Genomic DNA, 18,834 nt, shown 5'->3' with positions numbered 1-18,834 from the left:
GCGGTTGCCTATGCCGGCCTCTTCGCGGGCAAGCCCGCGAAGAGGCCGGCACAAATCCCTATCTCCGGCACGGCTATTGCTACACCGCTGGCAACACACCGTTTTTATGACGGTCAGCCACGCGAGAGAGCACGATGCCCCAGGCCGCCCACGTATCACGAGCCCCTGATCAGCAGGGGCAAACCCCGGTCGCGCAGGACAGCGGCCAGGGTATCGCGCAAGCCTTTGCCCTGTTCAATCAGGTGTCCAGCCAGCTGAGCCAGTCCTACAGCCTGCTCGAAGCCCGGGTCAGTGAGCTCAAGGGTGAGCTGGCCGTGGTCAGCGCCCAGCGCATCGACGAACTGAGTGAGAAGGAACGCCTGGCCAACCGCCTGCAGAACCTGCTGGACTTGCTGCCCGGCGGGGTGATCGTGATCGACGGCCAGGGCCTGGTGCGCGAAGCCAACCCGGCCGCCTGCGAGTTGCTCGGTGAGCCTCTGATCGGCCAATTGTGGCGCCAGGTGATCGCCCGTAGCTTTGCCCCGCGCAAGGACGACGGCCACGAAGTCTCGCTGCGCGACGGTCGCCGCCTGTCGATCGCCACCCGCTCGCTGGATGCCGAGCCTGGCCAGTTGGTGTTGCTCAACGACCTGACTGAAACCCGTCGCCTCCAGGATCAACTGGCTCGCCACGAGCGGCTGTCGTCCTTGGGGCGCATGGTTGCCTCGCTGGCCCATCAGATTCGCACGCCGCTGTCGGCAGCCATGCTGTATGCCAGCCACCTGGCCGATAGCGAGCAAGCGCTGAGCGCGGAAACCCGCCAGCGCTTCGCCGCGACCTTGAAGGAGCGCCTGCACGAGCTGGAACACCAGGTGCGCGACATGCTGGTGTTCGCCCGTGGCGAGTTGCCGCTGGGGGATCGGGTGACCCCGAAAGCGCTGTTCCAGGCCTTGCAACAGGCGGCCCAGGCACATGTGCAGGGGCATGCCGTGCGCTGGCAGTGCGACAGTCATCTGGGCGAGTTGCTGTGCAACCGCGACACTCTGGTCGGCGCCTTGCTCAACCTGATTGAAAATGCCCTGCAGGCCAGCGATGGCCCGGCACGGCTGAAGGTGCACCTGTACCGCCGCGAACGTAGCTTGCACCTGTGTGTCAGCGATGCCGGCAGCGGCATCGATGCAGGCTTGCTCGGCCGTTTGGGCGAGCCTTTCCTTACCACCAAGGCCACCGGTACCGGCCTGGGCCTGGCCGTGGTCAAGGCGGTGGTGCGTGCGCATCAGGGCACGATCAACCTGCGCTCGAAAGTCGGCCGTGGTACCTGCGTGCGGGTAGAACTGCCGTTGATCGACGGGCAATTGGCGGAGGGGGTGTAATGGCAATCAAGGTGCTGCTGGTCGAGGATGACCGCGTATTGCGCCAGGCGCTGGGCGATACCCTGGAAATCGGCGGGTTCGCCTATCAGGCGGTGGGCAGTGCCGAAGAAGCGCTGGAGGCCGTACTGGATGACGCGTTCAGTCTGGTGGTCAGTGACGTCAACATGCCCGGTATGGACGGGCACCAGTTGCTCAGCCAGCTGCGCCGCCAGCAGCCACAGTTGCCGGTGCTGTTGATGACGGCGCATGCTGCTGTCGAGCGTGCGGTCGAGGCCATGCGTCAAGGCGCCGCCGACTACCTGGTCAAGCCGTTCGAGCCCAAGGCGCTGCTCAGCCTCGTGGAGCGGCATGCCGCCGGGCGGGTCACCGGCGAAGAAGGGCCGGTGGCTTGCGAGCCGGCCAGTCGCCAGTTGCTGGAGCTGGCGGCCCGTGTGGCGCGCAGTGACTCGACCGTGCTGATTTCCGGCGAGTCCGGTACTGGCAAGGAAGTGCTGGCGCGCTACATTCACCAGCAATCGCCGCGTGCGGCGCAGCCCTTCGTGGCGATCAATTGCGCGGCGATCCCCGACAACATGCTTGAGGCCACCCTGTTCGGCCACGAGAAGGGCGCCTTCACCGGCGCTATCGCGGCTCAGGCAGGCAAGTTCGAGCAGGCCGAAGGCGGCACCCTGCTGCTCGACGAAATCTCGGAAATGCCCATGGCCTTGCAGGCCAAGCTGCTGCGTGTGCTGCAGGAGCGCGAGGTGGAGCGGGTAGGCGGGCGCAAGCCGATCAGCCTGGACATTCGGGTGCTGGCCACCACCAACCGCGACCTGGCCGGCGAGGTGGCGGCCGGGCGCTTCCGCGAAGACCTGTACTACCGCCTGTCGGTGTTCCCGCTGGCCTGGCGCCCGCTGCGTGAGCGGCCGGGCGATATCCTGCAGTTGGCCGAGCGCCTGCTGGCGCGCCATGTGGCCAAGATGAAGCATGCCCCGGTGCGCCTCTCGCCAGCGGCTCGGGCCTGCCTGCAGGCATATGCCTGGCCGGGCAACGTGCGCGAACTGGACAACGCCCTGCAGCGGGCGTTGATTCTGCAGCAGGGGGGCGTGATCGAGGCGGCGGATTTTTGTCTGGCAGGCGCCATTCCATTGTCGGCTGGCACCGAGCCATCTCTTGAGGTGGTTGCTGATGCTGGCGGCTTGGGGGATGACATGCGTCGCCACGAGTACCAGATGATCATCGACACCCTGCGCGCCGAACGCGGCCGCCGCAAAGAGGCGGCCGAACGCCTGGGCATCAGCCCGCGCACGTTGCGCTACAAGCTGGCACAGATGCGCGATGCCGGGTTTGACGTCGAGGCCAGCCTGTTCGGCTGACAGGCAAATCATCTGTAACTGGCGCGGACCTCTGTGGGAGCGGCCTTGCGTCGCGATAGGGGCGCAAAGCGGCCCCGGCGATCTTTGCGGCGGAGCTGAAGACCTGGGGCCGCTTCGCGCCCCTATCGCGACGCAAGGCCGCTCCCACAGGAATCGTGTGATCCCTGGGAAATGAGTCGCGAAGGCTGGCACCTTTGTTGCTTTAGGTAGGTCATTCGCCGCATGACTGTCAAAAAAATGCGGCCGCAGGAGAGAGAAGGGTCATGAGCCAAGGTGTTGAATTCAATCGTCTGATGTTGGACATGCGGGCCATGCAGGCCGATGCCATGTCGCTGCCCAAGGCAACCGTTGCCCCAGAGCTGGCGCCGGGGCAAAGTACCTTCGCCGACATGCTCGGCCAGGCCATCGGCAAGGTGCATGAGACGCAGCAGGCCTCGACCCAACTGGCCAACGCGTTCGAAATCGGCAAGAGCGGCGTCGACCTGACTGACGTGATGATCGCTTCGCAAAAGGCCAGCGTGTCGATGCAAGCCATGACCCAGGTACGCAACAAGCTGGTCCAGGCGTACCAGGACATCATGCAGATGCCGGTTTGAGGACGGATGTAACCCATGGCTGAAGCAGTCGTCGAAAACGCCCCCGCCAAAGCTGGCTCGCCAGCGGCCAAGCCGCCGCTGTTTGGCATGGCGTTTCTGGAAAATATCTCGCAGATGCCCATGCTGCGCCAGATCGGCCTCATGGTCGGCCTGGCGGCCAGCGTGGCCATCGGCTTTGCCGTGGTGCTGTGGTCGCAACAACCCGATTACCGTCCGTTGTACGGCAGCCTGTCGGGCATGGACACCAAGCAGGTCATGGACACCCTGGCCGCTGCTGACATCCCCTATAACGTGGAGCCCAACTCGGGGGCCCTGCTGGTCAAGGCCGACGACCTCTCCCGTGCGCGCCTGAAACTGGCAGCCGCCGGCGTGGCGCCGAGCGACGGCAATGTCGGCTTCGAGCTGCTCGACAAGGAGCAGGGCCTGGGCACCAGCCAGTTCATGGAAACCACTCGCTACCGCCGCAGCCTGGAAGGCGAACTGGCCCGTACCGTTTCCAGCCTCAACAACGTCAAGGCCGCGCGTGTGCACCTGGCCATCCCGAAAAGTTCGGTGTTCGTGCGTGATGAACGCAAGCCCAGCGCCTCGGTACTGGTCGAGCTGTACCCAGGCCGCGCACTGGAAGCCGGGCAGGTGATGGCCATCGTCAACCTGGTCGCCACCAGCGTGCCGGAACTGGACAAGTCCCAGGTCACCGTCGTCGACCAGAAGGGCAACCTGCTGTCCGATCAGATTCAGGATTCCGCGCTGACCCAGGCTGGCAAGCAGTTCGACTACAGTCGCCGGGTGGAAAGCATGCTTACCCAGCGCGTGCACAATATCCTCCAGCCGGTGCTGGGCAACGACCGCTACAAGGCCGAAGTGTCCGCGGACCTCGACTTCAGCACGGTCGAGTCCACCTCCGAACAGTTCAACCCCGATCAGCCGGCGTTGCGCAGCGAGCAGTCAGTCGACGAACAGCGTGCCAGCAGCCAAGGCCCGCAAGGCGTGCCTGGCGCGCTGAGCAACCAGCCGCCAGGCGCCGCTTCGGCACCGCAGACCACCGGTGGCGCGGCTACCCCGGCTGCTGCCATTCAGCCTGGCCAACCGCTGGTGGATGCCAACGGCCAGCAGATCATGGACCCGGCCACCGGCCAGCCGATGCTCGCGCCGTACCCGTCAGACAAACGTCAGCAAAGCACCAAGAACTTCGAGCTGGACCGTTCCATCAGCCACACTCGCCAGCAGCAGGGGCGCATGACCCGTCTGTCGGTAGCGGTGGTGGTGGACGACCAGGTCAAGATCGACCCGGCCACTGGCGATACCACACGTGCGCCATGGGGCGCCGAGGACCTGGCGCGCTTTACCCGCCTGGTGCAGGACGCAGTCGGCTTCGATGCCAGCCGTGGCGACAGCGTGACGGTGATCAACGTGCCGTTCGCCGCCGACCGTGGCGAGGAAATCGCCGACATCGCCTTCTACCAGCAGCCGTGGTTCTGGGATATCGTCAAGCAAGTGCTGGGCGTGGTGTTCATCCTGGTGCTGGTGTTCGGCGTGCTGCGGCCAGTGCTGAACAACATTACCGGGGGCGGCAAGCAGGCTGCCCCGGATAGCGACATGGAGCTGGGCGGCATGATGGGTCTGGATGGCGAACTGGCCAACGACCGCGTCAGCCTGGGTGGCCCGACAAGCATTCTGCTGCCTAGCCCGAGCGAGGGTTACGAGGCACAGCTCAACGCAATCAAAGGCCTGGTGGCCGAAGACCCGGGCCGTGTGGCCCAGGTCGTGAAAGACTGGATCAACGCCGATGAGTGATAACCGAGCCGTTACCGCCAAGCTGAGCCGCGTCGACAAGGCGGCGATCCTCCTGCTCTCGCTGGGCGAGACCGATGCGGCCCAGGTGCTGCGGCACATGGGCCCGAAGGAAGTGCAGCGGGTAGGTGTGGCCATGGCGCAGATGGGCAATGTGCACCGTGACCAGGTCGAACAGGTGATGAGCGAGTTTGTCGACATCGTCGGCGACCAGACCAGCCTGGGTGTCGGGTCTGATGCGTACATCCGCAAGATGCTCAACCAGGCCCTGGGCGAGGACAAGGCCAATGGCCTGGTCGACCGCATCCTGCTCGGCGGCAATACCAGCGGCCTGGACAGCCTCAAGTGGATGGAGCCGCGTGCCGTGGCCGACGTGATCCGCTACGAGCACCCGCAGATCCAGGCCATCGTGGTCGCCTACCTCGACCCGGACCAGGCCGGTGAAGTGCTGAGCAACTTCGACCACAAGGTGCGCCTGGACATCGTCCTGCGCGTGTCATCGCTGAACACCGTGCAGCCGGCGGCGCTGAAGGAGCTGAACCAGATCCTCGAGAAGCAGTTCTCGGGCAACTCCAACGCCGCGCGCACCACCCTGGGTGGTATCAAGCGTGCTGCCGACATCATGAACTTCCTCGACAGCTCGGTGGAAGGCGCACTGATGGACGCGATCCGCGAAATCGACAGCGACCTGTCGGAGCAGATCGAAGACTTGATGTTTGTCTTCAACAACCTGGCCGACGTCGACGACCGGGGCATCCAGGCGCTGTTGCGCGAAGTGTCCTCCGACGTGTTGGTTGTGTCGCTCAAGGGCGCCGACGAGCGGGTCAAGGACAAGATCTTCAAGAACATGTCCAAACGTGCTTCGGAGCTGCTGCGCGACGACCTGGAGGCCAAGGGGCCGGTACGGGTCAGCGACGTGGAAACCGCGCAGAAAGAAATCCTCACCATTGCCCGGCGCATGGCCGAGGCCGGCGAGATCGTGCTCGGCGGCAAGGGCGCCGAGGAAATGATCTAAGGTATTCGCGACCCCATAGCCGACGCCGCCTTTTGTAGGCGCGGGTTTACCCGCGAAGGCGTCGGTCCTGGCAATCGAGGTTGTCGCTGCCGACGCATTCGCGGGTGAACCCGCTCCTGCAAGGGACCGTATCGGCCGAACATGGTTTGAGAACATGACAGCATGCCCACCAAAGAACACCACCCCAGCGACCTGATCCGCGCCCGCGACCTCGAGGGCGTGGACGTGTGGACGTTGCCCAGCTTCGACCCGGAACCGGAGCCTGCGCCCGAGCCGGAACCGGAGCCCGAGGTCATCGAGGAAGAAATCGAGGAAGTGCCGCTGGAAGAAGTCCAGCCACTGACCCTGGAAGAGCTCGAAGCCATCCGCCAGGAGGCCTACAACGAGGGTTTCGCCACCGGTGAGCGCGAGGGCTTCCACAGCACTCAGCTCAAGGTCCGGCAGGAGGCTGAAGAGGCCCTGAAGGCCAAACTGGACAGCCTCGAGCGGCTGATGGCCAACCTGATGGAGCCGATTGCCGAGCAGGACAAGCAAATCGAGAAGTCGCTGGTCCACCTGGTAGCGCACATGACTCGCCAGGTGATCGGCCGCGAGCTGCGCAACGATTCCAGCCAGATCACTCAGGTGCTGCGCGAAGCGCTCAAGCTGCTGCCCATGGGCGCGGACAATATCCGCATCCACCTCAATCCGCAGGATTTCGAGCTGGCCAAAGCCCTGCGCGAACGCCATGAGGAGAACTGGCGGCTGCTGGAAGACAGTGCGCTGCTGCCGGGTGGTTGCCGCATCGAGACGGCCCACAGCCGTATCGATGCCACCATGGAAACGCGTATCGAAAAAGCGGTGGCGCAGCTGTTCGACCAGTTGCATGACCAATCCCTGCACCCGGCGGCGCCAGACATGTCGACAGACCTGGATGCGCCGGTCGAGCGTACCGTGGACAGCCCAGATGCACCTTGAGCGCACCAGCTTCGGCAAGCGCCTGGGCACTTACGCTGAGGCCATCGCGCTGCCGGCCCGGCCAATCGTCGAAGGCCGCTTGCTGCGTATGGTCGGCCTCACCCTGGAAGCCGAAGGCCTGCGCGCTGCAGTGGGCAGCCGTTGCCTGGTGATCAACGACGACAGTTATCACCCGGTGCAGGTCGAGGCCGAAGTCATGGGCTTTGCCGGGCCCAAGGTGTTTCTGATGCCGGTGGGCAGCATCGTCGGCATCGCTCCGGGGGCCCGGGTAGTGCCGTTGGATGACGGTGGCCGCCTGCCCATGGGCATGAGCATGCTGGGCCGGGTGCTCGACGGCGCCGGCCGCGCGCTGGATGGCAAGGGCGGGATGAAGGCCGAGGACTGGGTGCCGATGGACGGCCCGGTGATCAACCCGCTCAACCGCGACCCTATCAGCAAGCCGCTGGATGTGGGTATTCGCAGTATCAACGGCCTGCTTACCGTCGGCCGTGGCCAGCGGCTAGGCCTGTTTGCCGGTACCGGGGTGGGTAAATCGGTGTTGCTGGGCATGATGACCCGCTTCACCGAAGCCGAAATCATCGTGGTCGGCCTGATCGGTGAGCGGGGGCGCGAGGTGAAGGAATTCATCGAGCATATCCTCGGTGAAGAGGGCCTCAAGCGCTCGGTGGTGGTGGCTTCGCCGGCGGATGATGCGCCGCTGATGCGCCTGCGTGCCGCCATGTATTGCACACGCATTGCCGAATACTTCCGCGACAAAGGCAAGAATGTGCTGTTGCTGATGGACTCGTTGACCCGTTTCGCCCAGGCCCAGCGAGAAATTGCCTTGGCCATCGGCGAGCCGCCGGCCACCCGCGGTTACCCGCCCTCGGTGTTTGCCAAGCTGCCCAAGCTGGTCGAGCGGGCAGGCAATGGCGAACCCGGCGGTGGTTCGATCACTGCGTTCTATACCGTGCTGTCCGAAGGCGACGACCAGCAAGACCCGATCGCCGACTCGGCGCGGGGCGTGCTAGACGGCCACTTTGTGCTGTCGCGTCGGCTGGCTGAGGAAGGCCATTACCCGGCCATCGACATCGAAGCGTCGATCAGCCGGGTCATGCCCCAAGTGGTCGATACCGACCACTTGCGCCAGGCGCAGAAGTTCAAGCAACTGTGGTCGCGTCTGTCGCAAAGCCGCGACCTGATCAGCGTGGGTGCCTATGTGGCCGGCGGTGATCCGGAGACCGACCTGGCCATTGCCTTGCAATCGAAGCTGGTGGAGTTCCTGCGCCAGGGTCTGCGCGAGAACGTGGGTATGGCGCAGAGTCGCGAACAGCTGGGGGCGATTTTCACGCCCCCGGCAGGTTGATAAGCCATGGCGCAGCCTGGGCGTGCCGCGCGCCTGGCGCCGGTGGTGGACATGGCCGAAGAGGCCGAGCGCAAGGCGGCTCAGCGCCTTGGCCACTTTCAGCAGCAGGTGGCCACGGCCCAGGCCAAGCTGGCTGAGCTGGAGCGCTTTCGCGAGGATTACCAGCTGCAGTGGATCAACCGCGGCGGGCAAGGGGTCAATGGCAGTTGGCTGGTCAATTACCAGCGTTTTCTCGGGCAGTTGGAAACGGCCATGACCCAGCAGCGCCAGAGCCTGGTCTGGCACCAGAACAACCTCAACAACGCACGTGGTACCTGGCAGCAGGCCTATGCCCGGGTGGAGGGTTTGCGCAAGCTGGTGCAGCGCTACCAGGACGAGGCCCGGCGCGCTGAAGACAAGCGTGAGCAGCGCTTGCTGGATGAGCTGTCGCAGCGCCTGCCGCGGCAAAACCATCTATAGGTGTTCGCCGCAGGCCTTGCAGCGGAATAATTGGCCCGAAACAAATGAGAGGTCTTGCCCGCGAATGCGGTGGCGGCTGCGACGGTGTATGACCGGGTATATTGGCTGGCCGGTACAGGCCATCAAAGCCATGAGCCTGCATCCGCTTGCCACCCCCACCTTCGCCTGCTAAACCTTAAAGCAGTTGCATCCGCCATCATCGAAGGAATCGCTAGCATGGCAGTCGAGACTGATTTTTCGCAGGACGGGAAAAAGCTGACCATCAAGATCAAGGGGCGCTTCGATTTCGGCAAGCATCAGGAGTTTCGCGAAGCCTACGAACGCCAGACCAGGCGGCCGGATTCGGTGGTCGTCGACCTGAAGGATACCACCTACCTCGACAGCTCCGCGCTTGGCATGCTGCTGTTGCTGCGCGACCACGCGGGCGGTGATGAGTCGGATGTACGTGTGGTGCATGCCAGCTCCGACGTGCGCAAGATTCTCGCCATCTCCAATTTCGAAAAACTCTTCGATATCAGTTGAGCGCCGACATGCCGGCCGAACAGGCGTTGACCGTGCTGGTCGCCGAAGACAGTGCTGTCGATCGCCTGCTGCTTGCGCAGATCGTGCGCCGCCAGGGGCATCAGGTATTCACTGCGGAGAACGGCGAGCAAGCGGTAGCGCTGTTCATCGAGCGGCGCCCCCAGTTGGTGCTGCTGGACGCCCTGATGCCGGTCATGGATGGCTTCGAGGCGGCGCGGCAGATCAAGGCATTGGCTGGCGAAGCGCTGGTGCCGATCATTTTCCTGACTTCGCTGAATGAAGAGGAAGGCCTGGTGCGTTGCCTTGAGGCGGGGGGCGATGATTTCATGGCCAAGCCCTACAGCGCGGTGATCCTCGCTGCCAAGATTCGCGCCATGGACCGTCTGCGCCGGTTGCAGGCTACCGTGCTGGCGCAGCGCGACCAGATCACACGGCATCACCATCACCTGCTTAACGAGCAGCGGGTGGCCAAGGCGGTGTTCGACAAAGTGGCCCACTCTGGATGCCTTTCTGCGCCCAACATTCGCTACCTGCAATCGCCTTACGCGCTGTTCAATGGCGACCTGATGCTGGCGGCATTTACCCCGGCCGGCGACATGCGTGTGCTGCTCGGCGATTTCACCGGTCACGGCCTGCCGGCCGCGGTCGGCACCTTGCCGATGGCTGAGGTGTTCTACGGCATGACTGCCAAGGGCCACGGCATGGCGCAGATCCTGCGCGAGATGAATGCCAAGCTCAAGCGCATCCTGCCGGTAGACATGTTCTGCTGTGCGCTGCTGCTCAACCTCAGCATGCAGCGCGGCACGGTGGAGGTGTGGAATGGCGGTATGCCCGATGGGTATCGCCTGTCGGTGGATGGCCAGGTGCTGTCGGTACTGAGTTCGCGGCACCTGCCGCTGGGCATTCTGGCCGCTGAGCGCTTCGATGACAGCACTGAGGTGTTGCCGCTGGCACCGGACGAGCGCCTGTTGCTGCTGTCGGATGGTGTGCTCGATACCGCCGACGACCAGGAACGCCTGTTTGGCGTGCAGCGCCTGCGAGCGGTACTGGCCGACAACCGCGACCCTGTGCAGTTGTTCGACGAGCTGATGCTGGCCCTGGAGCGTTTTGGGGGGCAGCCACGCGATGACATCAGCTTGTGCGACATTCGCATGTTCACTGCCGAGGAGCGGGTGTCAGCACCGATGATCTACTCTGACAGCGGCCGTTCCAGCCCGTTGGACTGGTCGCTGGGCTTCGAGGTGCGCGGCGAAAGCCTCAAGCGCTTCAATCCTGTGCCGTACCTGGTGCAGTTATTGCAGGAAATTCATGGCCTGCGCGCACGTACGGGCAACCTGCACAGTGTGCTTAGCGAGTTGTATTCCAATGCGCTGGAGCATGGTGTGCTGGGCCTGGACTCGCAGCTCAAGCGCGATGTGCAAGGCTTTACCGACTATTACCAGGAGCGCGCCCGGCGCCTGGGCTCGCTGACCGAAGGCTTTGTAAGCATCGATTTCAAGGTTGAACCGCATGGCGGCGGTGGGCGTCTGATGATCGAGGTGCGCGACAGCGGTGCCGGCTTTGACGTGCAGCGAGTGCTGGCGCGGCCTTCGCCGGATCAGGGGCTGAGCGGTCGCGGTCTGAATCTGGTGAGGCAGTTGGCCAGTGATGCGCACTGGAGTGAGGGCGGGCGTTGCGCGCATGTGGAGTTCGTATGGTGAGCCGCTGGTTGGCTCGGGCATAATCTGGCTTGATCAAGGAGTGAACAAGTGACTGACATGCATATTGACCACAAGGTACTCAGTGACCTGCGTGAGGTCATGGAAGATGGCTACCTGCAGTTGGTGCAGACTTTTCTCGATGACTCAGAGCGGCGTCTTGGGCAGTTGCATGCGGCCAAAAGCGCCGAGGAGCTTGGCGCGGCGGCTCACAGTTTCAAGGGCAGCAGCAGCAACATGGGCGCTGTGGCCTTGGCCAGCCTGTGTCAACAGCTCGAAGAGCGCGCGCGGCGGCCCCCGTTGTACGGTATTGAAGACTTGATCAGCCGCATCGACATGGAGTTCGTCGTGGTGCAGCACTTTTACCGTGGTGAGCAGCAGCGTATTTCCGCAGGTTGATACGTGAGTTGGCGCGAGTCTTGCCTGTCTCTGTCTCGACGATTTTTTGTTTCTGGCGCGGAGACCGCTCGATGCCTGTCGCACCTAACCCATTGTTGCAAGCCAATGCCCTCGGCAAAACCACGCGTTCGGCCACCGTGCAGGCGGACAAGCCGCTGCAGGCGCAGGGCGACAAGGGCGATGCCTTTGGCCAGATGATGGCCAGGCAGGGCCGCGACAAGGTTGCAGGGCAGGATGACAAGGTCGCTCCGGCCAAGCCCAAGGACAAGCCTGATGCGGCAACGGGCGGCAAGAAAGACCCGGCTGGCAAGGCTGCAGTTGCCGATGACGGCAACAAGTTGCCAGAAGGCGATTCGGCCCAGGCCGATGCGGGTGTGCGCGACGCCAGCCTGGTGGCTGGTCAGGTCACCGATGCCCAGCCTGGCGCGCAACTGATCCAGGCGCAGGCCGAGGCGGTGGCGCCAGTGCTTCAGGCGGCCACGGCGCAAAGCCAGGTTGCTGCGGCATTGCCTGAAGAGCCGTCTGCCGAGGAGGCCTTCGACCCGGATGCTGACCCCCTGGCCAACTTGCCGACCCTGCGCTTGGCGCTGGAGCACAGTGCCCAGGCCAAAGGTGGCACCTCGGCACATGCCCTTGATGCTGCCCAGGCTCAGGGCGAGGAAGGGCGGGCAGCCGTCAATACCTTGGCGAATCTGGTCGAGAATGCCGATGGCGAAAGCGCCGAGTCCGGTGACAAGGCCTTTGGCGCCTTGCTTGAAGACGGCCTTAAGGACACCAAGAGTGCCAGCAGCGACACCCGCGTCGATGATTTTGCCAACCGCCTGGCCAACCTGACCCAGGCGGCCACGGCCAAGACCGCCAACGCCGTACCGGCCAATGCGAGCCCGTTGCATCAGCCATTGCCGATGAACCAGAACGCTTGGGCCGAGGGCCTGGTCAACCGGGTCATGTACCTGTCCAGCCAGAACCTCAAGTCAGCTGATATCCAGCTGGAGCCGGCAGAACTCGGTCGCCTCGACATTCGCGTCAATGTTGCGGCGGATCAGGCCACCCAGGTTACCTTCATCAGCGGCCACGCCGGCGTACGTGACGCCCTCGACAGCCAGGTGCACCGCTTGCGCGAACTGTTTGCCCAGCAGGGGTTGGCGCAGCCGGATGTCAACGTCGCTGACCAGTCGCGCGAGCAGCAACAGCAGCAGGAGCAGGCGCAGGGCGGCAACCTGTCCGGGGTGGCGGCGCGCCGGGCCGAGCAGGGTGGGTCCGAGGCGGTCGACAGCGCCCGGCCTTTGGAGCAGCAGGTGGTTATCGGCGACAGTGCGGTCGATTACTACGCCTGATAACTGTTGGCCTGGGCTGGCTTCTTCGCGGGCACGCCCGCTTCCACAGGCATTTCGTTGACTTCGAACCCTGTGCGGTACCTGTGGGAGCGGGCGTGCCCGCGAAGAAGCCAGCACCGCAAAACCTGCTGGAATCCATCCCCTGCAAAATCTGGCATAACACTTGCTCAAGCCAAGCCATCCTCCCTTGAACCCCCGATGGACGACGGATTATTGGCATGGCGAAGAGCGAAGCAGTCAAAGACCCCGCCACTAAAGGCAAACTCAAGCTGATCCTGTTGGCCGTGGTAGGCCTGTTGCTGGCGATCGGCCTTTCGGTGGGCGCTACCTGGTTCATCATGCACAAGAGCGAGCCGGCTCCGGCCACCGAGGCTGCGGCCAGCAACGTCAAGCCAGCGGCGATCTACGAAGCGCTGACCCCGGCTTTCGTGGTCAACTTCAACCAGAACGGCCGACAGCGCTACATGCAACTGAGCATCACCCTGCAGGCGCGTAACCAGGCCGACCTGGATGCGCTCAAGGTGCACATGCCGGTTATCCGCAACAACCTGGTGATGATGTTCTCCGGGCAAGGGTTCGACGCCCTGGCCAGCAGCCCGGTAGGGCAGGAGATGTTGCGCCAGAAGGCCACTGCGGTGGTCCAGGAAGTGGCGCAGAAGGAAGTCGGCAAGCCGGTCGTTGACCAGTTGCTGTTCACCAATTTCGTATTGCAGTAGGAGTCCGCAATGGCCGTACAGGACCTGCTGTCCCAGGATGAAATTGATGCCCTGTTGCACGGCGTCGACGACGGTCTGGTGCAGACCGAGAGCGCATCCGAGCCTGGCAGCATCAAAAGCTACGACCTGACCAGCCAGGATCGGATCGTACGGGGTCGCATGCCGACCCTGGAAATGATCAACGAACGCTTCGCCCGCTACACCCGTATCAGCATGTTCAACCTGCTACGCCGCTCCGCAGACGTGGCCGTGGGTGGTGTGCAGGTAATGAAGTTCGGTGAATACGTGCACTCGCTGTACGTACCCACCAGCCTCAACCTGGTCAAGATCAAGCCGCTACGCGGCACCTCGCTGTTCATCCTCGACGCCAAGCTGGTGTTCAAGCTGGTGGACAACTTCTTTGGTGGCGATGGCCGCCACGCCAAGATCGAGGGGCGCGAGTTCACCCCGACCGAACTGCGCGTGGTGCGCATGGTGCTGGACCAGTGTTTCGTCGACCTCAAGGAAGCCTGGCAGGCGATCATGCCGGTCACCTTCGAGTACATGAACTCCGAGGTCAACCCGGCCATGGCCAACATTGTCGGCCCCAGCGAGGCGGTGGTGGTGTCCACCTTCCACATCGAACTGGACGGCGGTGGTGGCGATCTGCATGTGACCATGCCGTACTCGATGATCGAGCCGGTGCGGGAAATGCTCGATGCCGGTTTCCAGTCGGACCTGGACGACCAGGACGAGCGCTGGGTCAAGGCCCTGCGCGAGGACGTGCTGGACGTGGCCGTGCCGATGAGCGCCACGGTCGCCCGGCGCCAGTTGAAGCTGCGCGACATTTTGCACATGCAGCCGGGTGACGTGATCCCGGTCGAGCTGCCCGAGCACCTGGTGCTGCGCGCTAACGGGGTGCCCGCGTTCAAGGCGCGGCTGGGCTCGCACAAGGGCAATTTGGCCCTGCAGATCATCGACCCGATCGAACGCCGCTGACGGTGTGCCGGTCGCTTACAACGAATTGAATGCCTGTCGAGGAAATCATGGCTAACGAAAACGAGATCACCTCCCCAGAGGACCAGGCACTGGCCGATGAGTGGGCCGCAGCGTTGGAAGAAACCGGTTCAGCCGGGCAGGCCGACATCGATGCACTGCTGGGCGGGGACACCGGCAGCAGCAGCGGCCCTGGCCGCCTGCCGATGGAAGAATTCGCCAGCTCGCCGAAGCCGAACGAAAATGTCAGCCTCGAAGGCCCGAACCTGGACGTGATCCTGGACATCCCGGTGAACATTTCCATGGAGGTGGGCAGCACCGAGATCAACATCCGCAACTTGCTGCAGCTCAACCAGGGCTCGGTGATCGAGCTCGACCGCCTGGCCGGCGAGCCGCTCGACGTGCTGGTCAACGGCACGCTGATCGCCCATGGCGAAGTGGTTGTGGTCAACGAAAAGTTCGGCATTCGCCTGACCGACGTGATCAGCCCCAGCGAACGTATCAAGAAGCTGCGCTGAGTGAAGGGCACGATGCGCGCCATCGCTGCGGCAGCGGTGCTGTTCGCCAGCCACGCCTGCCTGGCGGCGGCCACGCCAGCAGCCACCCCGGCGGCTCAACCTGGCAGTCTCGGCGGGCAGCTGGCGCAGATGGTCTTGGGCCTGCTACTGGTGGTGGGCCTGATCTTCTTCCTGGCCTGGCTGCTGCGGCGCCTGCAGAGCACCGCAGTGAAGGGTGGGCAGGTGATCGAGATCGTCGGCAGCCGTGCCATCGGCCCGCGTGACCGCCTGCTGCTGGTGCAGGTAGGCAAGGAGCAGATCCTGATCGGCCATACCCCCGGCAGTATCGAGGCCCTGCACGTACTGGCCGAACCCGTGGAAGTGCCGGCAAGTGTCCGTCAGGCGACGCCGGAGTTTGCCCAGCGGCTGATGGAGCTGATGGGCAAGGACCCTAAGGACAACAAGTGATGAGCGGCGCGCTGCGTACGTTGTTGACTCTGGCGCTGCTGTTGGCTGCGCCGCTGGCTCTGGCCGCCGACCCGCTGTCGATACCGGCCATTACCCTGTCCAACACCCCGGACGGGCAGCAGGAATATTCGGTCAGCCTGCAAATCCTGCTGATCATGACCGCGCTGAGCTTCATCCCGGCGTTCGTCATCCTGATGACCAGCTTTACCCGCATCATCATCGTGTTCTCGATCCTGCGTCAGGCCCTGGGCCTGCAGCAGACACCGTCCAACCAGCTGTTGACCGGCATGGCGCTGTTCCTGACCATGTTCATCATGGCGCCGGTGTTCGATCGGGTGAACCAGGACGCGCTGCAACCGTACCTGAAGGAGCAGATGACTGCCCAGCAGGCGATCGACAAGGCTCAGGGGCCGCTCAAGGACTTCATGCTGGCGCAAACCCGGCAAAGCGACCTTGACCTGTTCATGCGCCTGTCCAAGCGTACCGATATCGCTGGCCCCGACCAGGTGCCGCTGACGATCCTGGTGCCAGCGTTTGTTACTTCCGAGCTGAAGACGGCGTTCCAGATCGGTTTCATGATCTTCATCCCGTTCCTGATCATCGACATGGTCGTGGCCAGTGTGCTGATGGCCATGGGTATGATGATGCTTTCGCCGCTGATCATCTCGCTACCGTTCAAGATCATGCTGTTCGTGCTGGTCGATGGCTGGGCGTTGATCATGGGTACCCTGGCCAGCAGTTTCGGCGGCGTCTGACGCCGTCAAGGAGAGCCGCCGATGACACCTGAAGTCGCTGTCGACCTGTTTCGTGATGCCCTGTGGCTGACCACCCTCATGGTCGCCGTGCTGGTGGTGCCGAGCCTGTTGGTGGGCCTGGTGGTGGCGATGTTCCAGGCTGCCACGCAGATCAACGAACAGACCTTGAGCTTTTTGCCGCGCCTGCTGGTGATGCTGATCACACTGATCGTCGCCGGGCCTTGGCTGGTGCAGAAGTTCATGGAGTACTTCACCACCCTTTACACCAACATCCCGCAGCTCATTGGTTGACGCGGCGATGCTGGAGCTGACCGACACGCAGATTGGCACCTGGGTCGCCACCTTCATCCTGCCGTTGTTCAGGGTGACTGCGGTGCTGATGACCATGCCGATCTTCGGTACCCGCATGTTGCCGGCGCGGATTCGCCTGTACGTCGCGGTGGCGGTGACCGTGGTGATCGTGCCGGCATTGCCGCCACTGCCCGAGTTCGACCCGTTGAGCCTGCGCGGTATGCTGCTGTGTGCCGAGCAGATCATCGTCGGGGTGCTGTTTGGCCTGGCTTTGCAGTTGCTGTTTCAGGCTTTCGTGGTGGCCGGGCAAATCGTCGCGGTACAGATGGGCATGGCGTTCGCCTCGATGGTCGACCCCGCCAATGGTGTCAACGTCACGGTAATCAGCCAGTTCATGACCATGCTGGTGAGTGTGCTGTTCCTGTTGATGAACGGCCACCTGGTGGTGTTCGAGGTGCTGACCGAAAGTTTTACCACCCTGCCGGTGGGGAGTGCGCTGGTGGTCAACCACTTCTGGGAGCTGGCCGGGCGCATGGGCTGGGTGTTCGGTGCCGGCCTGCTGTTGATTCTGCCGGTGATCGCTGCGCTGCTGGTGGTGAACATCGCCTTTGGCGTAATGACCCGCGCTGCGCCGCAGCTGAACATTTTCTCTATCGGCTTCCCGCTGACCTTGGTCATGGGCATGTTCATCTTCTGGGTCGGCCTGGCCGATGTCCTGTCCCACTATCAGGCATTGGCCAGCGAAACGCTGCAATGGCTGCGTGAACTGGCGAGGGCGCGCTGAGCATGGCAGAAAGCGAGAGCGGGCAGGACAAGACAGAAGAACCCACCGAAAAGCGCAAGCGCGACGCCCGCGAGAAGGGCGAGGTCGCCCGCTCCAAGGAGCTGAACACGGTGGCGGTGACCCTGGCGGGCGCCGGTGGCCTGCTGGCGTTCGGTGGCCACGTGGCCGAGACGTTGCTGGCGTTGATGCGCATGAACTTCAGTTTGACCCGCGACATCATCGTCGATGAGCGGGCCATGGGCGCCTTCCTGCTGGCCTCGGGCAAGATGGCCATCTGGGCGGTGCAGCCGGTGCTGATCCTGCTGTTCGTGATTTCCTTCGTGGCGCCCATCGCGCTCAGCGGTTTCCTGTTCTCGGGCAGCTTGCTGCAGCCAAAATTCAGCCGCATGAACCCGCTGTCGGGGATCAAGCGTATGTTCTCGATGAATGCCTTGACTGAACTGCTCAAGGCGCTGGCCAAGTTCTTCGTGATTCTGGTGGTGGCGGTGCTGGTGCTGTCCAGCGACCGCCAGGCTTTGCTGTCGATTGCCAATGAGCCGCTGGAGCAGGCGATCATCCACAGCTTGCAGGTGGTGGGCTGGAGTGCCTTGTGGATGTCAGCCGGGTTGTTGCTGATTGCCGCAGCGGATGTGCCGTTCCAGCTGTACCAGACGCACAAGAAAATGAAGATGACCAAGCAGGAAGTGCGCGACGAGTACAAGGACAGCGAGGGCAAGCCCGAAGTCAAGCAGCGTATTCGCCAGCTGCAGCGCGAGGTGTCGCAGCGGCGCATGATGGCGGCGGTGCCGGATGCCGACGTGATCATCACCAACCCGACGCATTATGCGGTGGCGTTGCAGTACGACCCGGAGAAGGGCGGTGCGGCGCCGTTGCTGCTGGCCAAGGGTAGCGATTTCATGGCGTTGAAGATTCGTGAAATTGGCGTAGAGCACAACATCCAGATCCTCGAATCGCCGGCGCTGGCGCGGGCGATTTATTACTCCACCGAACTCGAGCAGGAGATCCCGGCGGGGCTGTACCTGGCGGTGGCGCAGGTGCTGGCGTATGTGTTCCAGATTCGCCAATACCGCGCCGGCAAGGGCAAGCGCCCAGAGCCGCTGAAGGACGACCTGCCGATCCCGCCGGACCTGCGCCGCGACAGTTGATCTTGTGTCATGGCTTCTGGCCCTTTCGCGGGTAAACCCGCTCCTACCACGGTGGTGGACACATGTCGGTGGTTGGGCACAGTCCAGCCGCGTGTAGGAGCGGGTTCACCCGCGAAAGGGCCGGACCTGCTGGCCAATTTCCACCCGCCGTTCACCGTTGCCGCTGCTACCGTATTCGCGGGTAAACCCGCTCCTACCACGGTGGTGGACACACATCGTGGGTTGGGCACAGGCCGTCGTAGGAGCGGGTTCACCCGCGAAGAGGCCGGCCCTGCTGGCCAATTTCCACCCACCGTTCACCGTCGTCGCCGCTACCGTATTCGCGGGTAAACCCGCTCCTACCACTGTGGTGGACACAGATCGGTGGTTGGGCGCAGG

The 18,834-nt window shown here is 63.5% G+C and carries 20 protein-coding genes; all 20 read left to right on the top strand.

Annotated features, from left to right (window positions below; translation table 11 throughout):
* Window positions 1-134: 134 nt before the first annotated feature.
* Window positions 135-1,352, top strand: coding sequence for a PAS domain-containing sensor histidine kinase (locus ACF8RA_RS04890; protein WP_176685400.1), 1,218 nt, complete (start codon window positions 135-137; stop codon window positions 1,350-1,352).
* Complete coding sequence (locus ACF8RA_RS04885; RefSeq protein WP_103462202.1) at window positions 1,352-2,707, top strand: sigma-54 dependent transcriptional regulator; 1,356 nt, start codon at window positions 1,352-1,354, stop codon at window positions 2,705-2,707. Before ACF8RA_RS04890 ends, ACF8RA_RS04885 begins: the two co-directional genes overlap by 1 nt.
* Before the next feature lie 263 nt (window positions 2,708-2,970).
* Window positions 2,971-3,303, top strand: a complete 333-nt coding sequence (fliE, locus tag ACF8RA_RS04880; protein WP_176685401.1) for a flagellar hook-basal body complex protein FliE — start codon at window positions 2,971-2,973, stop codon at window positions 3,301-3,303.
* 15 nt (window positions 3,304-3,318) lie between these two features.
* Window positions 3,319-5,097 (top strand): flagellar basal-body MS-ring/collar protein FliF, encoded by a 1,779-nt coding sequence (fliF, locus tag ACF8RA_RS04875; protein ID WP_176685402.1) that lies wholly within the window; start codon window positions 3,319-3,321, stop codon window positions 5,095-5,097.
* Window positions 5,090-6,109 carry a flagellar motor switch protein FliG gene (gene fliG / locus ACF8RA_RS04870; RefSeq protein ID WP_003254434.1) on the top strand — a complete coding sequence of 340 codons (1,020 nt, stop codon included), beginning with the start codon at window positions 5,090-5,092 and terminating at the stop codon, window positions 6,107-6,109. The genes fliF and fliG overlap by 8 nt, the downstream gene beginning before the upstream one ends.
* Window positions 6,110-6,271: 162 nt before the next feature.
* The gene (fliH, locus tag ACF8RA_RS04865; RefSeq protein ID WP_176685403.1) at window positions 6,272-7,066 is read left to right on the top strand and encodes a flagellar assembly protein FliH; all 795 of its coding nucleotides are present in this window, start codon (window positions 6,272-6,274) and stop codon (window positions 7,064-7,066) included.
* On the top strand, window positions 7,056-8,411 hold the full coding sequence (fliI, locus tag ACF8RA_RS04860; RefSeq protein WP_392518847.1) for a flagellar protein export ATPase FliI: 1,356 nt from the start codon (window positions 7,056-7,058) through the stop codon (window positions 8,409-8,411). The genes fliH and fliI overlap by 11 nt, the downstream gene beginning before the upstream one ends.
* A 6-nt stretch (window positions 8,412-8,417) precedes the next feature.
* Complete coding sequence (fliJ, locus tag ACF8RA_RS04855; RefSeq protein ID WP_103462206.1) at window positions 8,418-8,870, top strand: flagellar export protein FliJ; 453 nt, start codon at window positions 8,418-8,420, stop codon at window positions 8,868-8,870.
* 216 nt (window positions 8,871-9,086) lie between these two features.
* Window positions 9,087-9,392: an STAS domain-containing protein gene (locus ACF8RA_RS04850; RefSeq protein ID WP_279934532.1), complete on the top strand. Its 306-nt coding sequence runs from the start codon at window positions 9,087-9,089 to the stop codon at window positions 9,390-9,392.
* Window positions 9,393-9,400: 8 nt separating this feature from the next.
* A complete protein-coding gene (locus tag ACF8RA_RS04845; protein ID WP_176685405.1) occupies window positions 9,401-11,092 on the top strand; it encodes a fused response regulator/phosphatase in 1,692 nt (563 codons plus the stop codon).
* Window positions 11,093-11,140: 48 nt separating this feature from the next.
* Window positions 11,141-11,488, top strand: a complete 348-nt coding sequence (locus ACF8RA_RS04840; RefSeq protein ID WP_004577674.1) for an Hpt domain-containing protein — start codon at window positions 11,141-11,143, stop codon at window positions 11,486-11,488.
* Window positions 11,489-11,559: 71 nt separating this feature from the next.
* A complete protein-coding gene (locus ACF8RA_RS04835; RefSeq protein ID WP_392518845.1) occupies window positions 11,560-12,825 on the top strand; it encodes a flagellar hook-length control protein FliK in 1,266 nt (421 codons plus the stop codon).
* 218 nt (window positions 12,826-13,043) lie between these two features.
* Window positions 13,044-13,541, top strand: a complete 498-nt coding sequence (gene fliL / locus ACF8RA_RS04830; RefSeq protein ID WP_176685407.1) for a flagellar basal body-associated protein FliL — start codon at window positions 13,044-13,046, stop codon at window positions 13,539-13,541.
* Between the two features lie 9 nt (window positions 13,542-13,550).
* Window positions 13,551-14,519 (top strand): flagellar motor switch protein FliM, encoded by a 969-nt coding sequence (gene fliM, locus ACF8RA_RS04825; RefSeq protein ID WP_021785186.1) that lies wholly within the window; start codon window positions 13,551-13,553, stop codon window positions 14,517-14,519.
* A gap of 47 nt (window positions 14,520-14,566) precedes the next feature.
* Window positions 14,567-15,034 (top strand): flagellar motor switch protein FliN, encoded by a 468-nt coding sequence (fliN, locus tag ACF8RA_RS04820; RefSeq protein WP_029615633.1) that lies wholly within the window; start codon window positions 14,567-14,569, stop codon window positions 15,032-15,034.
* A 12-nt stretch (window positions 15,035-15,046) separates the two neighbouring features.
* A complete protein-coding gene (fliO, locus tag ACF8RA_RS04815; protein ID WP_050545952.1) occupies window positions 15,047-15,481 on the top strand; it encodes a flagellar biosynthetic protein FliO in 435 nt (144 codons plus the stop codon).
* Window positions 15,481-16,236 carry a flagellar type III secretion system pore protein FliP gene (gene fliP, locus ACF8RA_RS04810; protein WP_003254415.1) on the top strand — a complete coding sequence of 252 codons (756 nt, stop codon included), beginning with the start codon at window positions 15,481-15,483 and terminating at the stop codon, window positions 16,234-16,236. The genes fliO and fliP overlap by 1 nt, the downstream gene beginning before the upstream one ends.
* A gap of 21 nt (window positions 16,237-16,257) precedes the next feature.
* Window positions 16,258-16,527 (top strand): flagellar biosynthesis protein FliQ, encoded by a 270-nt coding sequence (gene fliQ / locus ACF8RA_RS04805; protein WP_103462211.1) that lies wholly within the window; start codon window positions 16,258-16,260, stop codon window positions 16,525-16,527.
* Between the two features lie 7 nt (window positions 16,528-16,534).
* A complete protein-coding gene (gene fliR / locus ACF8RA_RS04800; RefSeq protein WP_209967365.1) occupies window positions 16,535-17,311 on the top strand; it encodes a flagellar biosynthetic protein FliR in 777 nt (258 codons plus the stop codon).
* Between the two features lie 2 nt (window positions 17,312-17,313).
* Window positions 17,314-18,456, top strand: a complete 1,143-nt coding sequence (flhB, locus tag ACF8RA_RS04795) for a flagellar biosynthesis protein FlhB (protein WP_209967362.1) — start codon at window positions 17,314-17,316, stop codon at window positions 18,454-18,456.
* Window positions 18,457-18,834 lie beyond the last annotated feature (378 nt).

The organism is Pseudomonas sp. FYR_5, from assembly GCF_043106315.1.
In the GTDB taxonomy this organism is placed as follows: domain Bacteria; phylum Pseudomonadota; class Gammaproteobacteria; order Pseudomonadales; family Pseudomonadaceae; genus Aquipseudomonas; species Aquipseudomonas putida_Y.
Note: the sequence above shows the minus strand (reverse complement) of the source record. Positions and strands in the feature narration are given on the sequence as shown.

What these genes read in the sequence shown, in the direction of transcription:
- ACF8RA_RS04890 (WP_176685400.1), top strand. Translation starts at nt 135, where the DNA reads ATGCCCCAGGCCGCCCACGTATCACGAGCCCCTGATCAGCAGGGGCAA.
- ACF8RA_RS04885 (WP_103462202.1), top strand. Translation starts at nt 1,352, where the DNA reads ATGGCAATCAAGGTGCTGCTGGTCGAGGATGACCGCGTATTGCGCCAG.
- fliE (WP_176685401.1), top strand. Translation starts at nt 2,971, where the DNA reads ATGAGCCAAGGTGTTGAATTCAATCGTCTGATGTTGGACATGCGGGCC.
- fliF (WP_176685402.1), top strand. Translation starts at nt 3,319, where the DNA reads ATGGCTGAAGCAGTCGTCGAAAACGCCCCCGCCAAAGCTGGCTCGCCA.
- fliG (WP_003254434.1), top strand. Translation starts at nt 5,090, where the DNA reads ATGAGTGATAACCGAGCCGTTACCGCCAAGCTGAGCCGCGTCGACAAG.
- fliH (WP_176685403.1), top strand. Translation starts at nt 6,272, where the DNA reads ATGCCCACCAAAGAACACCACCCCAGCGACCTGATCCGCGCCCGCGAC.
- fliI (WP_392518847.1), top strand. Translation starts at nt 7,056, where the DNA reads ATGCACCTTGAGCGCACCAGCTTCGGCAAGCGCCTGGGCACTTACGCT.
- fliJ (WP_103462206.1), top strand. Translation starts at nt 8,418, where the DNA reads ATGGCGCAGCCTGGGCGTGCCGCGCGCCTGGCGCCGGTGGTGGACATG.
- ACF8RA_RS04850 (WP_279934532.1), top strand. Translation starts at nt 9,087, where the DNA reads ATGGCAGTCGAGACTGATTTTTCGCAGGACGGGAAAAAGCTGACCATC.
- ACF8RA_RS04845 (WP_176685405.1), top strand. Translation starts at nt 9,401, where the DNA reads ATGCCGGCCGAACAGGCGTTGACCGTGCTGGTCGCCGAAGACAGTGCT.
- ACF8RA_RS04835 (WP_392518845.1), top strand. Translation starts at nt 11,560, where the DNA reads ATGCCTGTCGCACCTAACCCATTGTTGCAAGCCAATGCCCTCGGCAAA.
- fliL (WP_176685407.1), top strand. Translation starts at nt 13,044, where the DNA reads ATGGCGAAGAGCGAAGCAGTCAAAGACCCCGCCACTAAAGGCAAACTC.
- fliM (WP_021785186.1), top strand. Translation starts at nt 13,551, where the DNA reads ATGGCCGTACAGGACCTGCTGTCCCAGGATGAAATTGATGCCCTGTTG.
- fliN (WP_029615633.1), top strand. Translation starts at nt 14,567, where the DNA reads ATGGCTAACGAAAACGAGATCACCTCCCCAGAGGACCAGGCACTGGCC.
- fliO (WP_050545952.1), top strand. Translation starts at nt 15,047, where the DNA reads ATGCGCGCCATCGCTGCGGCAGCGGTGCTGTTCGCCAGCCACGCCTGC.
- fliP (WP_003254415.1), top strand. Translation starts at nt 15,481, where the DNA reads ATGAGCGGCGCGCTGCGTACGTTGTTGACTCTGGCGCTGCTGTTGGCT.
- fliQ (WP_103462211.1), top strand. Translation starts at nt 16,258, where the DNA reads ATGACACCTGAAGTCGCTGTCGACCTGTTTCGTGATGCCCTGTGGCTG.
- fliR (WP_209967365.1), top strand. Translation starts at nt 16,535, where the DNA reads ATGCTGGAGCTGACCGACACGCAGATTGGCACCTGGGTCGCCACCTTC.
- flhB (WP_209967362.1), top strand. Translation starts at nt 17,314, where the DNA reads ATGGCAGAAAGCGAGAGCGGGCAGGACAAGACAGAAGAACCCACCGAA.